This is a genomic window from Nocardia coubleae NBRC 108252 (assembly GCF_001612805.1).
Classification (GTDB): domain Bacteria; phylum Actinomycetota; class Actinomycetes; order Mycobacteriales; family Mycobacteriaceae; genus Nocardia; species Nocardia coubleae.
This window is the reverse complement of record NZ_BDBD01000011.1, coordinates 1148125-1163377: the sequence shown is the minus strand read 5'-3', so window position 1 is coordinate 1163377 and position 15253 is coordinate 1148125. Positions and strand designations below refer to the sequence as shown.

The 15253-nt window shown below is 68.4% G+C and carries 13 protein-coding genes; 8 read left to right on the top strand and 5 right to left on the bottom strand.

Translation table 11 applies throughout. The features are described 5' to 3' along the window. Positions 1-1293 carry a flavin monoamine oxidase family protein gene (locus tag NCO8_RS14380; RefSeq protein WP_218022667.1) on the top strand — a complete coding sequence of 431 codons (1293 nt, stop codon included), beginning with the start codon at positions 1-3 and terminating at the stop codon, positions 1291-1293. A 66-nt stretch (positions 1294-1359) separates the two neighbouring features. On the opposite strand, the gene NCO8_RS14375 is transcribed toward NCO8_RS14380, so the two are convergent. Then, positions 1360-2268: an MBL fold metallo-hydrolase gene (locus NCO8_RS14375; protein WP_067639687.1), complete on the bottom strand. Its 909-nt coding sequence runs from the start codon at positions 2266-2268 to the stop codon at positions 1360-1362. A gap of 85 nt (positions 2269-2353) precedes the next feature. Between NCO8_RS14375 and NCO8_RS14370 the strand changes: the two genes are divergently transcribed. After that, complete coding sequence (locus NCO8_RS14370) at positions 2354-3538, top strand: alpha-hydroxy-acid oxidizing protein (protein WP_245655351.1); 1185 nt, start codon at positions 2354-2356, stop codon at positions 3536-3538. A 5-nt stretch (positions 3539-3543) separates the two neighbouring features. Here the strand turns inward: NCO8_RS14370 and NCO8_RS14365 are convergent, their stop codons facing one another. After that, complete coding sequence (locus tag NCO8_RS14365) at positions 3544-4545, bottom strand: LacI family DNA-binding transcriptional regulator (RefSeq protein WP_067639683.1); 1002 nt, start codon at positions 4543-4545, stop codon at positions 3544-3546. A 91-nt stretch (positions 4546-4636) separates the two neighbouring features. Between NCO8_RS14365 and hisD the strand changes: the two genes are divergently transcribed. From hisD to NCO8_RS14335, 6 genes are all read left to right on the top strand, one after another. Next, the gene (gene hisD / locus NCO8_RS14360) at positions 4637-5956 is read left to right on the top strand and encodes a histidinol dehydrogenase (protein ID WP_067640183.1); all 1320 of its coding nucleotides are present in this window, start codon (positions 4637-4639) and stop codon (positions 5954-5956) included. Beyond that, positions 5953-6435 carry an acyl-CoA thioesterase gene (locus NCO8_RS14355; protein ID WP_245655350.1) on the top strand — a complete coding sequence of 161 codons (483 nt, stop codon included), beginning with the start codon at positions 5953-5955 and terminating at the stop codon, positions 6433-6435. The genes hisD and NCO8_RS14355 overlap by 4 nt, the downstream gene beginning before the upstream one ends. A 71-nt stretch (positions 6436-6506) precedes the next feature. Then, the gene (locus tag NCO8_RS14350) at positions 6507-7337 is read left to right on the top strand and encodes a phytanoyl-CoA dioxygenase family protein (protein ID WP_067639682.1); all 831 of its coding nucleotides are present in this window, start codon (positions 6507-6509) and stop codon (positions 7335-7337) included. Between the two features lie 24 nt (positions 7338-7361). Further along, positions 7362-7757: a RidA family protein gene (locus NCO8_RS14345; protein WP_067639681.1), complete on the top strand. Its 396-nt coding sequence runs from the start codon at positions 7362-7364 to the stop codon at positions 7755-7757. Between the two features lie 183 nt (positions 7758-7940). Beyond that, positions 7941-9335, top strand: a complete 1395-nt coding sequence (locus tag NCO8_RS14340; RefSeq protein WP_157104911.1) for an MFS transporter — start codon at positions 7941-7943, stop codon at positions 9333-9335. Beyond that, positions 9332-10633 carry an NAD(P)/FAD-dependent oxidoreductase gene (locus NCO8_RS14335; RefSeq protein WP_067639680.1) on the top strand — a complete coding sequence of 434 codons (1302 nt, stop codon included), beginning with the start codon at positions 9332-9334 and terminating at the stop codon, positions 10631-10633. Before NCO8_RS14340 ends, NCO8_RS14335 begins: the two co-directional genes overlap by 4 nt. A gap of 63 nt (positions 10634-10696) precedes the next feature. On the opposite strand, the gene NCO8_RS14330 is transcribed toward NCO8_RS14335, so the two are convergent. Genes NCO8_RS14330 through NCO8_RS14320 form a run of 3 tightly spaced genes read right to left on the bottom strand, consistent with a single transcriptional unit; the run spans position 10697 to position 15194 of the window. Continuing rightward, the gene (locus tag NCO8_RS14330) at positions 10697-12253 is read right to left on the bottom strand and encodes an acetolactate synthase large subunit (RefSeq protein WP_067639679.1); all 1557 of its coding nucleotides are present in this window, start codon (positions 12251-12253) and stop codon (positions 10697-10699) included. Next, on the bottom strand, positions 12250-13671 hold the full coding sequence (locus NCO8_RS14325; RefSeq protein ID WP_210739977.1) for an FAD-binding oxidoreductase: 1422 nt from the start codon (positions 13669-13671) through the stop codon (positions 12250-12252). Before NCO8_RS14325 ends, NCO8_RS14330 begins: the two co-directional genes overlap by 4 nt. After that, positions 13668-15194 carry an AMP-binding protein gene (locus tag NCO8_RS14320; RefSeq protein ID WP_067639677.1) on the bottom strand — a complete coding sequence of 509 codons (1527 nt, stop codon included), beginning with the start codon at positions 15192-15194 and terminating at the stop codon, positions 13668-13670. The genes NCO8_RS14325 and NCO8_RS14320 overlap by 4 nt, the downstream gene beginning before the upstream one ends. Between the last annotated feature and the right edge of the window lie 59 nt (positions 15195-15253).

Below are 15253 nucleotides of genomic sequence, written 5' to 3'. Positions count from 1 at the left end.
GTGACCTCTACCTACGATGTCGCGGTGATCGGTGCGGGCTTTGCCGGCGTCACCGCGGCCCGTGATCTCACCCTCGCCGGCCATTCGGTGGTCCACCTCGAAGCTCGCGACCGGATCGGTGGCCGGACGTTCGTGGGGGAGGCCTTCGGGCGGCAGGTGGAATTCGGCGGCACCTACGCGCACTGGTCCCAGGCGCACGTCTGGCACGAACTGAAGCGCTACGACATCGGCTTGGTCAGACGGCTGACGATCGAACAGTGCAACTGGCTGGCCGACGCAACGGTGCACACCGGTACGCCCGCCGAATACCACGCGGTGAGCAAGTCGCTGGCCACCCGCTGTCTGGCCGACGCGCGGGAATGGTTTCCGATGCCCGGTGACATCCACGCTGCCGACACCACCGTGATCGAGAAGGAAACTTTCGCCGACCGGCTCGACGCCATGGACCTGTCCCCGGCCGAGCGTGACGTGCTCTGCGATGTCATGGGCTCGCTGGTTGCCGCCCCGGCGGAGCAGGGCATGGCCCAGTTCCTGTTCTGGACCTCTCTCAACGGTGGCAGCTGGGAAACCTTCATGGAGTGCGCGGGCGGATTCCCGATCGACGGCGGCACCAAACGCCTACTCGATGCGATCAACGGCGAATCCACCGCCGAGCTGCGCCTGTCCACGCCGGTCACCGCGGTCGACGACGACGGGTCCGCCGTCACCGTGACCACCGCGGACGGCCGACGGATCCGGGCCCGCCAGGTGGTGCTCGCGGTTCCGCTCAACACCCTCGCCGACGTGGCCGTCACGCCGCCGCCGCCTGCCGCGGACATGATCGAGCAGAAGCATCCGATGCGGACGATGAAGATCTGGGCGCGGGTGAAGGGTGAGGTCACGCCCTTCTCGGCCAACGCGCCCGTCGGCAAGCATCCGATCAATTCGGCGCGAACCGAATACCGCTACGAGGGCGACACTCTGGTCGTCTGCTTCTGTGGTGACGCCAGTGCGATCGACCCCACCGACCGCGGCGCCGTGGAGCGGGCGCTGCGGTTCTTCGTACCCGATCTCGAGGTACTCGATGTCGCCTGCCACGACTGGGTGAGCGATCCCTACTCGCAGGGGACCTGGGTGCATCACCGGCCGGGGTACCTGACGCAGGCCGCGCCACTGCTGCGCCGACCGCACGGCCGGATCCATTTCGCCGGTGGCGATCTCGCGGCGCTGGGGGTCGGTGGGATCGACGGTGCGATCGAGACCGGTGCGCGCGCGGCGCGCGATGTGGTCGAGGCGTTGCGGATGGATGCCTAGCGAGGGTGGACGCCGAAACCGCGAATCCCCGGGAGCTTCCCGGGGATTCGCGGCCGAGGGAGTGGGTCAGACGGTGCGCGCGAACGTGCCTTCGGGTGAGGCGGCGACATCACCGGCTTCGACGAGCCGTTCCAGATGCTGTTCGGCCACCCGCTGTTCGATGGGCTCGACATACGGTGCCGACACGTGCGGCCGGTACACGAGCCGGTGGGCGACGATCTCTGCGAGCGTTCGCGGTTCGTCGAGAAACTCCAGCAGCCGGCGTTCGCGCTCGAACAGTTTCGCGCGGTACTCGCCGAGGCGCTCGCGAAACTCGTCGGCGCCGGAGATCACGCCCTTCTGGTGGAAGGTGCCGTACCAGCGGGCCTCGGTGGCGGCGGCCCGGTCGATGGAGGTGAGGAAGTCGTCGGCACTGCTGTGCACGTCGCCGTACATCGGGCCGAACGAGGTCAGGTCGATATCGCCGACGTAGAAGAAGCCGTCGGGCTCGACGAGGACGCCGCAGTGGCCAGGGGTGTGACCGGGCAGGTGCACGACGGTGGCGGTGACATCGCCCAGTTCGAACACATGGCCGTCGGCGACGCCGATCACGCCGTCGCGCCGCCGGGGAATGCCGTACTCCTCGTGCAGGTTCCGCACGGCCTCGTCGCGCACGTGGGGAGGTAGCCCGAATTGCGCGACCATCGCGTCGAGTGAGGACACCGCCGCCACGTCGAGGTGATGGGCGTAGGTCGGCGCGTCGAAATGCCGCAGCCCGGCGATGTGATCCTCGTGGCCGTGGCTGAGGAAGACCAGGTCAGCCGCGACGGTGTCGGGGCCGAGCGCCAGCGAGGGGTCGATGACCAGAGTCCGTTCGCTGCCTCGCACTACTACGGAATTGCCGTAGGGCAGCACCCCGCCGTTGTCGGCGACCAGCACGGTGACGCGACCGAAGGTGGTGGGCGTGACGGATGACGTCCTGGTCGTTTCGACCATCGTTGCTCCTTCGCGTAGGGCCTGATCGGTCCAGGTTATCGGCGGAACATTATTTACACAACAAGCGTTGTGTAAATAATGGCGGATGGCTACTGTCGGACCGATGATGCGCAGGTTCGGTGACTTTCAGAACGAAATCTACGGGGACGGGCTGCGGGGCAGGCTACCGCGTTATCCGGTGGACGTCGCGTCCCTCGAACGCAAGGCGTCCGAGGTCCTGCCGAGCTGGATCTGGTCCTATGTGGCCGGCGGCTGCGGCGACGAACACACCCAGCGGGCGAACGTGGCCGCCTTCCAGAAATGGGGCATCGTCCCACGGATGGGTAACGGCGCCGAGGTGCGCGACATGTCCGTCGAGTTGTTCGGGATGACCCTGCCCAGCCCTGTCTTCCTGGCCCCGGTCGGTGTGATCGGCATCTGCACCCCTGACTTCCACGGCGACCTGGCGGTGGCGCGAGCATCCGAACGGACGGGTGTCCCGGCGATCCAATCGACGCTGGCCATGGACCCGGTCGAAGTCACCGGCGCCGTCCACCGGCAGACGCCCGGGCTGTTCCAGCTCTACACTCCGACCGACCGCGACCTCGCGATCAGCTTCATGCAGCGGGCCGAACGGGCCGGCTACCGGGCCATCGTCGTCACTCTCGACACGTGGGTGACGGGCTGGCGGCCACGGGATCTGAACACCGGCAACTTCCCGCAACTGCGTGGCTTGTGTCTGTCCAACTACTTCACCGACGAACGGTTCCGCAGCTTGCTCGGCCGCGACCCGGAGGACGACCCCGACGGCGCCGTCCAGCTCTGGACGCGGGTCTTCGGGAAATCGATACGCTGGGACGACCTCGCCTGGATGCGGGAAGCCACCACGCTGCCGATCGTCGTCAAAGGCGTGTGCCACGGCGACGATGTGCGGCGGGCGATCGACGCAGGCGCCGACGGCATCTACTGCTCCAATCACGGTGGGCGCCAAGCCAATGGCGGCCTGCCCGCCCTCGACATGCTGCCCGAAGTGGTCGCCGCGGCCCAGGGCCTGCCGGTCCTGTTCGACTCCGGTGTGCGCAGCGGAACCGACGTGGTCAAAGCGCTCGCGCTCGGTGCCACCGCGGTGGGTCTCGGGCGCTCGTATGTCTTCGCCACGGCCGCCGGCGGCGAGGACGGGCTCGTCCATCACCTGCGCTCGGTGCTGGCCGAGGCCGATCTGCTGATGGCGGTCGACGGCTATCCGGCGCTGGCCGATCTGACGCCGGAATCGATGCGCCGCGTCTTGTGAGCCCGTCAGCGTGGCAGCGGCGCGGCATGCGTGCCACGCCGCACCAGCCGCACCTCGTGCACCGTTCGTTCGGGTTCGATCTGCGGATCCTCCACGCGGTCGAGCAGGTGCGCCGTCGCCTGGCGCGCCAGCGCGGTGAGGTCGACCGCCACGGTGGTGAGGTCGAAGGCGCGCAACCCGGCCAACGGAATGTCGTCGAAGCCGACGACGGTGAGCTGTTCGGGTACCGGCCGTGTGGCCCGCGCCGCCGCCTCGAGCGCGCCGATGGCCAGGACATCGTTGGCGCAGAACACCGCGGTGACGCCGGGCCGGGCGGCGAGGATGTCGTGGAGTGCCGCGCGGCCGTCATCGATGCCGAAGGGCACCTCGCGCACCGCGTCCGGGTGGATCGCGATGCCGCGGCGAGCCAGCGCATCCCGGAAACCGCGGAGCCGCTCGCTGCCGGTGCTCGTGGTCGCGGGCCCGGTGATGATCCCGATGTCGGTGTGACCCAGCTCGACGAACAGGTCGGCGACGAGTCGCGCGCCGCGGATGTTGTCGGGAACGGCGGCCGATGCCGTTGTGCGACCGGAGATTTCGCGGTTGATGAGGCAATAGGGGATACCGCGGCGCTCGATCTCGTCGGCCAGCCGCGAATCGGAGGTGGTGGTGAGCAGGACACCGTCGAAGGACCCGTCGAAGATCGGAGCGCTGCCGGGTTCGCGGATGTCGGCGTCGTGCAGCAGGACACCGAGATAGCCGCGCGCGTCCAGTTCGCGCACGATCGGTGCGACCAGCGCACCGTAGAACGGGTTGGTGAGTTCGCCGACCACGATGCCGATGCGCCGTGATCGGCTCGTGGACAAGGACCGCCCGGACTGCAAGGGGACATAACCCAATTCGCGCGCGACCTCACGAACGAGCCGTCGGGTCGCTTCGGAGGTACCGCGCTGATCGCGCAGCGCCCGCGACACCGTCGCCTGGGAGACGCCCGCCCGCTTGGCGACGTCGATACTCGTCACTGCCATCCCTAGAGCATACGTATGCGTAGCGATTCATAGTGTTGGTCAGGCTTCCAATCCATTGACATGTATACGTATGCAATCCAGGGTCGCCACCATGTCCCTACCTGTTCTCACCGAAACCACGGTCCTCAAGAAGGGCGCGACCGCAGTCGTCGCCCAGCAGCGTGACGTCGCCGATATCGTGCGCGGTGTCATCGATGACATCCGCGCCGACGGCGATCTCGCCGTGCGCCACTACTCAGCGAAGTTCGACAACTGGTCCCCGGACAGCTTCGAACTCGCCCCCGACCGGATCCGGGCCGTCGTGGCGGGCGTGCCGTCGACGGTGCTCGACGACATCCGCACGGTGCAGGCGAGTGTGCGCGACTTCGCTCAGCGGCAACGGGATTCGCTGCTCGACTTCGAAGCCGAGGTGCGGCCGGGGGTGTTCCTCGGTCAGCGCTCGCTGCCGGTCGACCGCGCGGGCGCCTATGTGCCCGGTGGCCGCTACCCCCTTGTCGCGTCCGCGCACATGACGGTGGTCACGGCCAAGGTCGCCGGGGTGGAGCACGTCACCGCGTGCACGCCGCCGCTCGAGGGTGGACTGCCCGCCGCCACCATCGCCGCCATGCACCTGGCCGGCGCCGATCAGATCAACGTGCTGGGTGGGGTGCAAGCCGTCGCCGCGATGGCCGTCGGCACCGAGTCGATCGCGAAGGTCGACATGCTCGCCGGCCCGGGCAACGCCTTCGTCGCCGAGGCCAAGCGGCAGCTGTTCGGCGAGGTCGGTATCGACCTGTTCGCCGGTCCGACCGAAATCCTCGTCGTCGCCGACGAATTCGCCGACCCGTTCGTCGTCGCGGTGGATCTGCTCAGCCAGGCCGAGCACGGTCCGGATTCGCCCGCCGTGCTGATCACCACCTCCACCGAACTCGCGACCGAGGTGATCCGCCTTGTCGAGGCCGTCTTGCCGACCATGCCCACCCGTGACTACGCCGAACCCGCTTGGCGTGACCACGGCGAAGTCGTGGTCGTGCACGGCAGCATCGAGGACGCCTACCGCGTCGCCGACACCTACGCCAGTGAGCACGTCCAGATCCTGACCAGGGAGCCGCGCGTCGCACTCGAGGTCATGCGCAACTACGGCGCGTTGTTCCTCGGCGAGGGGACCTGTGTTTCCTACGGCGACAAGGTGATCGGTACCAACCACACCCTGCCCACTCGTGGCGCCGCCCGCTACACGGGCGGACTCTGGGTGGGCAAGTACCTCAAGACGGTGACCTACCAGGAGGTGACCGACCCACGGGTGAGCGCCGAACTCGGCGAGCTGTGCGGGCGCGCGTCGCGGATCGAAACCTTCGAGGGGCATGCCCGCTCCGGGGACGTCCGCCTCGCGAAGGTCCGTGGCGAGCGGCTGGGATGGGATCCGCGATGAACCTCCCGCAGCCCGATCCGGCCACCATTCACGCCTGGTACGACCTGCGGGTGCGCCTGGGCGACGAGGACCACTACGCGCATGTCAACAACGCCGTCTACTACGAGTACTTCGACTCCGCCGTCAACGGCTGGCTGGCGGAGAACCTTCCTGGAGTGCGTGCACTGCCTGCGCTGAGCCTGGTGGTCGCCAGTTCGTGCCGGTTCGTCCGGGAGGTGCGTTTCCCCGACTGCTTGCGGGTCGGCATCGCGGTGGAACGCCTCGGCCGCAGCAGTGTGACCTATCGACCCGCGATCTTCCTGCTCGGCGCGGGCGAAGAACTCACGTTGTGCGCGTACGGCGAGTTCGTACACGTCTACGTCGACCCGGAGACGCGCAGACCGGTTCCGATTCCGGCGGAAGTCCGCGCGGTGCTCGAGCCGTCGGCCGCCGACGATGCGGAGGAGCTGGTCGCGGCCGCCCGGAAAATATTTACATAACAAGTGTTGTGTAAACGGGGTGACTCGGGCTACCGTGACGTGAGTCACCCCGTTTCGCAGGAAGGTCATACATGGACGAGTCAGTGAAGGAAGCGTTCCGCAAGGACGGTGCGGTCCTCATCAAGGATTGCCTCAGCGACTCCCAATTGGCGCAGTGCTACGACGCATTCAAGTGGGATGTCGAGAATCCGGGACCCTACGTCTTCCGCGCCTTGGACGGGACGGCGCTGCAGACCCACATCGACAATTCGAATCCACTGGCCAAGCCCAAGCTGGACGAGATGGTGGCGAAGATGCCGTTCGGCGAGCTGTTCGCCGAACTGTGGGGATCGAAGCACGTCTGGTATTTCGCCGAGGAAGTGTTCGTCAAGGAAGGCGGCAAGAGCGGTCGCGGACCGTGGCATCAGGACACCTCGGTACTGCCGTGGGCGGGCAGGCACTGGGGCAACGCCTGGATCTCCTTCCAGAAGGTGCCCAAGAAGAACTCGCTCGAGATCGTGCGCGGCTCGCACCTCGGTATCCAGTACGACGGTGCCAGCTTCCGCAATCCCGACGATCCGACCGACCCGGTCTACGGCGACGGCACCTGGCCCCGGCTGCCTGCCATCGACAAGGAACTCGCCGCCGATCCCAACGCCTACGACGTGCTCTCGTGGGAGGTCGAACCAGGCGACATCGTCGCTCTGCATCCGCACTGCCTGCACGGCGGCGCCGCGGTGGACGAGGACTTCCCCGACCGTCACACCCTGGTGCTGCGGTTCTTCGGCGACGACGCGACGTTCCGGCCGCTGCCGGAATCCAACCCGCGCTACGCCCGCAACGGGCCGCTGTTCGCCGAGGAGATGGCCAAGCTCGACGCGGGCGACCCGTTCCGCTCCCCGGTCTTCCGTCAGCTCGTCTAGTCATTCCGAAGGAGAACCGAGTACATGCAGCGACAACTGATCAACCCGCCCGGAACCGAGGCGACGTACGACAGGCTTCATTTCTCCCAGGCGGTCAGGGCCGGGAATCTGATCTGGGTCTCCGGTCAGGTCGGGATCGACAGGTCGACCGGAGCGCCGGCCGAGGGCATGGACGCCCAGGCCCGTATCGCCTTCGAAGGCGTACGCACCGTGCTCGAAGCGGCGGGAGCGAGCATGAGCGACATCGTCGAGCTGATGACTTTCCACATCGATATGCGCACCGATATCGAGGAATTCGTCAAGGTGAAGGACGAGTACCTGCCCGCGGACTTCCCGGCCTGGACCGGGGTGGGCGTCTCCCAGTTGGCCCGTGACGGCCTGCTGGTGGAAGTCCGGGTCGTCGCGGCCGTAGGCGACTGACGCGAGGCGGACCCGGCGTGCCGCACACGCCGGGATCGCACCTGAACGCGGCACGGGCGCCACACCCGAAAGCTGCACTCTCACTTGATTTCTTAGCTCAGCGGTCGTTGCCGACAGCCGGCGTGTAGACGTCCCCACGCTACCCGTCCGAGTGTAACCGGTCCCGCCGCGGGATGGAAAACCATGACACCCTTGGACACCATGGATACGGCTGCCTCCGTTTCCGGTGCGCGGCTGGCCGCCAGACTGGACCGGCTGCCGGTGATTTCGCCGCATATCGCCTGGATTTCGGTCCTGGCGATCAATCTGGCGCTCGAGTACTACGACAACGCGCTGTTCGCTTACGTCCTACCCTCCATCGCGGAGAGCACCGGCCTCAGCCTGCCGCAGCTCGGGACGGTCGGCAGCGCGTTCTTCGTCGGCATGGTCGTCGGCGCGCTGGCGGGGGGCAGGCTGTCGGACCGGTTCGGCAGACGGCAGATCCTGATCTGGGCCACCGTCGTCTACTCCGCCGGTGCGCTGGCCACTGCGTTCGCCACCAGCTTCGAGGCGATGTTGTTCGCGCGCTTCATCACCGGGCTCGGGGTACAGGCGGCGACCTCGGTGCTGCTGGTCTATGTCGCCGAGATGTTTCCCAGCAAGACCCGTGGGCGGTTCGCCTCGGTGCTCACCACGGGCTTCGTGGTCGTCGCGCCGCTGGTTGCCTTCCTGGCGCTGGTCGCGATCCCCAATGGTGGTCCCGACACCTGGCGCCACCTGTTCATCATCGGCAGCGCCGGCCTCGTGATCGCGCCCATTGCGCGTTTCATCCTGCCGGAATCGGTGCGCTGGCAGATCTCGCGTGGCCGCTACGACGAGGCCGAGCGCTTGGTGGTCGAGCTCGAGACGATCGCGCTGCGGCGTGGCCCGCTGCCAGAGCCTGCCGTTGTCCCCGACGCTCCGCTGGAGAAGAAGTCGCTGCGTGAGGTGCTCGCGAATCCGAAGGTGATCCGCGTGCTGGCCGTCGTCGGCATCGGCTACTTCGGCTCGACGCTCGGCTATTACCTGTTCGGGAACTGGGCGCTCTACTCGCTGATCGAAGGGCTGAAGTACGACGAAGGCAAGGCTTACCAGATCCAGCTCGTCTGGAATGTGGTCTATTGCGTCACCCCGCTCGTCGCGCTGGTGCTGATGGACCGGGTCGAGCGCAAGACGCTGATCTTCGGCGGGGCGATCGTCAGTGCGATTCCGCTGGTGCTGCTCGGCGTCTCCACCCAGAGCTGGGTGGTCACCGCCGCCGGTGGCGCCGCGGCCATCACGACCGGGCTGGTGGTCAACGTCTATTACGCCTACATCCCCGAAGCGATGCCCCCGCAGGGCCGTGGCATCGGCACCGGCATCGTCATCGGGATCGGCCGCGCAGGCGGCGCGGTCTCCGGTGTGCTCGGAGCCGCGCTGTTCGGCCGATGGAGCATCGACGGCGTGATGATCGCGGCCGCCATCTGCTACATCGTGTTCTCCGCCGTGGTCCTGCTGTTCGGGCCACGCACCACCCAGCGTTCGCTCGAGGGCGTCGCAGTAGAGGAAGTCAAGGGATGACCGCAACCACCTACACCACCTTCACCGGCTGGATCGATCGGCCGACCGACCTCGCCGCACCGCTCGACACCGATATCACCTGCGACGTCGCCGTGGTCGGCGGCGGCCTGGGCGGCATGGCCATCGCGCTGCGGCTGGCCGAGCGCGGCGCCGACGTCGTGCTCCTGGAATCGGACTTCTGCGGGTACGGAGCCAGTTCGCGCAACGCCGGTCAGCTGTCGGGCAAACCGACCGGTGATCCCGAGCTCCTGGCCAAGATGAACCCGCAGTTGCTGCGTGATCAGGTCCGCTTCGCCGAGGCCTCCGTCGGCTTCGTCGAGGACCTGATCAAACAACTCGGCATCGACTGCGACTACGAACCCGTCGGAAACGTCGGGGTGGCCGCCACCGCGGGGCAATTGCGCAAGGCCCGCCGCCAAGCGGCGGCGCTGATCGCGGCGGGCGCCGCCGACCGCTTCGGCGACCAGCGTGAACTCGGCATCCCCGACACCTTCCTCGGCGGTCTGCTCACCACCGTCGGCGGGACGATGAACCCCGGCCTGTTCACACTCGGTGTGCGCGCGGCGCTGCTGCGTTCGGGGGTGCGCGTCTTCGAGCAGTCTCCGGTGGAATCGGTGACCGAACTCGGTGCGGGCGCGCAGGTGAGCACGCCGCTGGGCCGGGTACGTGCCGGGCGGGTGGTGCTCGCGAACAATGCCTACGCCCCCGAAATCGGAGCCACCCCAAGGCGTCTGGCGAAACCGGTCTGGGTGAGCATGGTCGAAACGGCACCGGTGGAGGCCGAACGGCTGGTGGCAACCGGTTGGACGAGCCGCTCGGGTCTGGCTACCCGGCACAATGTGATGGAGAGCTATCACGTGACGCCGACCAACACGATCGCCGTCGGCGTCCGCCGGCTCGAGGTCGGCAAGAACCCGCTCACCGACCGCACCTCGGACCCGGCGGTCGTGGCCGACCTCACCGCCGCCTTCCACGCCCGCTTTCCGTCGCTGCGCGATGTGCCGGTCACCAAGACGTGGGGCGGCTGGATCGCCATGACGACCTCCCGGCTGCCCGCAGCCGGGCAGGCGTCGAAGAACATCTACTACATCATCGGTTGCAACGGCCACGGTCTCGGGCAGGCGCCGTACCTCGGTACCCTGCTCGCCGACCAGCTCACCACCGACGAGATCCACCACGATCTGCTGCCGTACTGGCACACCGAACCCCGATTCTCCCGCTCGCTGTACCTGCACAACCCGGTGCTGCGGGCGGCCTGGCTCGCGGACCGGATCGGCGATCGTCGCGCGGCACGCTGAAGGCCCTCAAGAAAACTGCCCTGCACCGAAATCCGGTGCAGGGCAGTTCTCTTCGGTCCTGCTTCAGAACAGCGAAGGGATTCGGGCGTCGATTAGATGCGGGCCCGGCTCGGCCAGCGCGGCCCGGAACTGCTCGGCCAACTCCTCACAGGTGGTGGCGACGGTCGCGGGGACGCCGAAACCGCGGGCGATCTCGGCGAAATCCATCTCGGGGCGCGACAGGTCGAGCAGGTCCGCTGCCTTCGGGCCGACTTCGGTCGCGCCGACCCGACCCAGCTCCATCCGCAGGATCGCATAGGCGCGGTTGTTGATCAGCACCGTCGTGATGTTCAGGTTCTCGCGTGCCATCGTCCACAGCGCCGAGATCGTGTAGGCGGCGCTGCCGTCGCTCTGCAGGGCGATGACCGGCCGGTCGGGGGCCGCCACCGCAGCACCGACCGCGACCGGCAGGCCTTGTCCGATGGCGCCGCCGGTGAGGGACAGGACATCGTGGCGGGGCGAACCGGCGGTGGCCGCGGCGAGGAAGACACCGGAGGTGTTGGACTCGTCGGAGATGATCGCGTTTTCCGGCAGCAGGGCACCGATCACCTGCACCCAGGTGCGCACATCCAAAGGGCCGGACGGCAATTCGGGCACCGAGGCGGCGACGAGGCGCGCGTCCGTGTCGGGCGCGACCTCGGCGGCGAGTGCCTCCAGGGCGGCGACGACATCGGCTTCCGGTTCGGCGAGCCGGTGCACCTGCGCGCCCACCGGAACCAGATCGCTCGGCTTGTCCGGGTAGGCGAAGAACGACACCGGCGAGCGGCTACCCGCCACGACGACATGCTCGGCGCCTGCGAGCTGACCGGTGGCCTGTTCGGCCAGATACCCCAGCCGATCGATCGCCGGTACCCCCGCGCCCCGGGTGAGTCGCGCGGGGTGGGTCTCCATCAGCAGGCGCGCGCCCGTCGCGGTGGCGATCCGGTCGGCGGCCACGAGACCGCGCTCGGTGCCCGCGGGTCCACCGAGCAGCAGCACCGCCTGTTCGCCGCTGCGCAGGATCTTCGCGATCTCGGCGACGGTCGCCGGGTCGGGTGCGGTCGCCGGGACCGGTGTCACGGGGGTCGCGGCCACACCGCCCTCGCCCCACGACACGTCGGCGGGCAGCACCAGGGTGGCGATGCGCGGGGGCGTCGAGCGCGCGGCAGCGACGGCATCGGCGGCGTCGCGCCCGATCCGGTCGGGGGAGCTGCCCCGGCGGGTCCAGCTGTGACTCCACCCCGTGAGCGCCTCGATATCGGAATCCAGTGGCGCGTCGTACTGTTTGTGGTCCGCGGCGTGTTCGCCGACGACATTGACGATCGGCGACTGCGCCCGCCGGGCGTTGTGCAGGTTCGCCAGACCGTTGGCCAGGCCGGGGCCCAGATGCAGCAGGGTGACGGCCGGTTTGCCCGTGATGCGGGCGTACCCGTCGGCCGCGCCGGTGACCACCCCCTCGAACAGGCACAGCACGCCACGCATCCGTGGTACCGAGTCCAGCGCGGCCACGAAATGCATCTCCGAGGTGCCCGGGTTGCCGAAGCACACCTCGACTCCCGCCTCGGCGAGTGTGGCGATCAGCGCTTGCGCACCGTTGGTCATCCGAGCACCTTTCCATCGAGAACGACGCCGGGATTGAGTATTCCGGCCGGATCGAAGGCCTGCTTGATCCCGTGCATCAGGGCGAGCGCGACCGGGTCGGCCAGCGCGGTGAAGTGGGCGGTCTTGATCCGTCCGAGGCCGTGCTCGCCGGAGATCGCGCCGCCCAGTTCGATCGCGAGGGCGAAGACGCGATGCAGCAGCGACTCGCGGGTGTGGTCGTCGCGGCAGTACACGGCCATGTGCACATTGCCGTCGCCCGCGTGACCGCAACCGACCAGATGCGCGTCGACGGCGCGGGCCAGTGCGGTGGCACCGTCGAAGAACTCGGGCATCACGGCCCGCGGCACCACGACGTCGAGAATCTCGTCGGCACCAGAGGCCTTCGCCGACCAGAACGCCTTCTCCCTGGCCTCGATCAACAGTCGGGCCGAATTGCCTTCCAGCACATAGGTATCCAGCGCGCCGAGCGTGTCGAGTAGCTCGCCGAGCAGGCCGATGCCGGTGTCGAGGGGCGCGCGTTCACGGTTGTCCAGCCCGATCACCAGGTACGCCTCGGCCGCCGCCCGGACCTCGGGGGCGATGCCGAGTTCGAGATCCTGGGCCCGGCTGATCGCTTCCATGGTTGTGGTGTCGAGGTATTCGAGGATGGTCGGGGCCACCCCGGTGCGCAGCACCTCGGGCACCGCCCGCATGACCGCGGGAAGATCGGTGAAAACGGCCATCAGCGTGGCGCTGTGCGCGGGCCGTGGGTAGAGGCGGACGGTGATCTCGGTGGCCAGGGCAAGCGTGCCCTCGGACCCGATGATCAGCTGGGTGAGGTCGTAGCCGGTGGACATCTTGGTGAGCTTGCCGCCGGTGCGCACGAGTTGCCCCGACGGCATCGCGGCCTGCAGGCCGAGCACATTGTGGCGGGTGACGCCGTAACGGACCGCCCGCATGCCGCCCGCGTTGGTCCCGACCGTGCCGCCGATGCTGGCCGACAGTTCGCCGGGGAACACGGTGTACATCAGGCCGTGCGGGCTGGTCGCCGCGTCGAGCTCGGCGAGGGTGACACCCGGCTGCACGACCGCCACCTGGTTGTCGACGTCGATGTCGAGCACGGCTGCCATGCGTTCGAAGGAGATGACCAGGCCGTTCTCGGCGGGACGGCAGGCGCCGGACAGCCCGGTGCCCGCGCCCCGCGCGGTCACCGGGACCCGAGCCGCCGCGGCCACGGCGAGGAGTTCGGCGGTCTCCTCGGCCGTGGCCGGACGAGCCAGATAGCGCGGCGCCACCGGGGTGCCGACGAGCGCTTCGTCATGGTGGTAGTCGGGGCCGATCCTGTCCCCGGTGACCACGTGTGCCGATCCGACGACGGCCGCGAACCGGTCGAGCACGCGTGGATCCGGCGCTGTGCCGGCGAGCGGAGCGGTACTCAAGGGCGCGCCGCCTGGGTGTCACGTGACGACGCGGTGGCGCGGAGTGCGTCCCGGTCGATCTCGCGCTTGAGGATCTTGCCGGTCGTGCCTTTCGGCAGCTGGTCGACGAACTGGATGATGCGCGGAATCTTGTACGCGGACAGCCGTTCCCGCGTCCAGGTGTCGATATCGGCCGTGGTGAGCGCTGCCCCGGCGCGCGGAGTGAGCACCGCCGCGACCTCTTCGCCGTAGTACTCGTCGGGCACCCCGACCACCGCGGCCTCGACCACGTCCGGGTGCTCGTAGAGCACTTCTTCGACCTCGCTCGGGTAGACGTTGTAGCCGCCGCGGATGATCATGTCCTTGAGCCGGTCGACGATCCGCAGGTCGTGCTCGGCGTCGAACCGGCCGAGGTCGCCGGTGCGGAACCAGCCGTCGGCGGTGAGGGAATCGGCTGTCGCGTCCGGGCGGTTGCGGTAGCCCTTGAAGACGGTATCGCCGCGGACGAAGATCTCACCGACCTCACCGGGCCCGCACACCTCGCCGTTGTGTGCGCGGATCTGCATCTCGAGCCGGGGCACCACGCGGCCGACCGAGCCGATCTTGCCGCCGCGTTCGATGTCGTTGAAGGCGCCGAGAGAGGTGGTCTCGGTGAGCCCGTAGCCCTCGAGAATCGTGCAGCCGAATTTCTCCTCGAAGGCACGCGCCACCTCGCCGGGCAGCGTGGCGCCACCGGAGACGGCGACGCGCAGGGTCGCGAAATCGGTGCTGTCGGCGTCATCCGCGGCGTGCAGCATGGCGTTCCACATCGTCGGGACGCCGCACATCACCGTCAGCTCGTCACGGCGCAGCAGATCGATCAGCCCCTGTGGGGTGAATTTCGGGAGCAGCGACAGCGAGCCGCCCCCGGTGAAGGACGCCATCATCACCGCGGCTTGCCCGAAGACATGGAACAGCGGCAGGGCGGTTCCGGTGCGGTCCTCGCTCGATGTACCCGCCACGATGCAGCTGATCTCGCCCGCCGCGAGCAGGTTGGCGACGCTGAGTTCGGCGCCCTTGGGCCGTCCGGTGGTGCCGGAGGTGTAGAGGATCGCGGCGGTTTCGCTCGGCTCTCGGTCGAGCGCGCGAGCCAGGGGAGTGCTGTCGGTCTCCGCGCCGGTGGTCAGCGTCAGGTGGGTGATGCCCGCGTTCTCGGCGGCGCGCGACACCGCGGGCCCGACCTCCTGCCAGCTGATCGCGAGCGACGCTCCCGCATCGGCCAGGAAGTAGGCGGCTTCGGGTTCGGTGGACATGGTGTTGATGGGCACCACGGTCGCGCCGACGGCCTGAATTCCCATGTAGGCCACCACGAATTCGGGACAGGACGGCGCGGCGAGCAACACGCGATGGCCCGCGCCGACGCCGTGTGAGGTGAGCAGGCCCGCGTAGCGCAGGCTGCGCGTGCGCAGTTCGGCGTAGGACCAAGGGCCGGCCGAGGTGTGGATCGCTACACGCTCGGGATGCGTTCGGGCGTGCAGGACGATCGGGTCGATCACATTGGACATGGGGTGGCTGCCTTTCGGAACAGGCGATGGGGCGCAGCTGATGTGCCGGGGGTCACTGT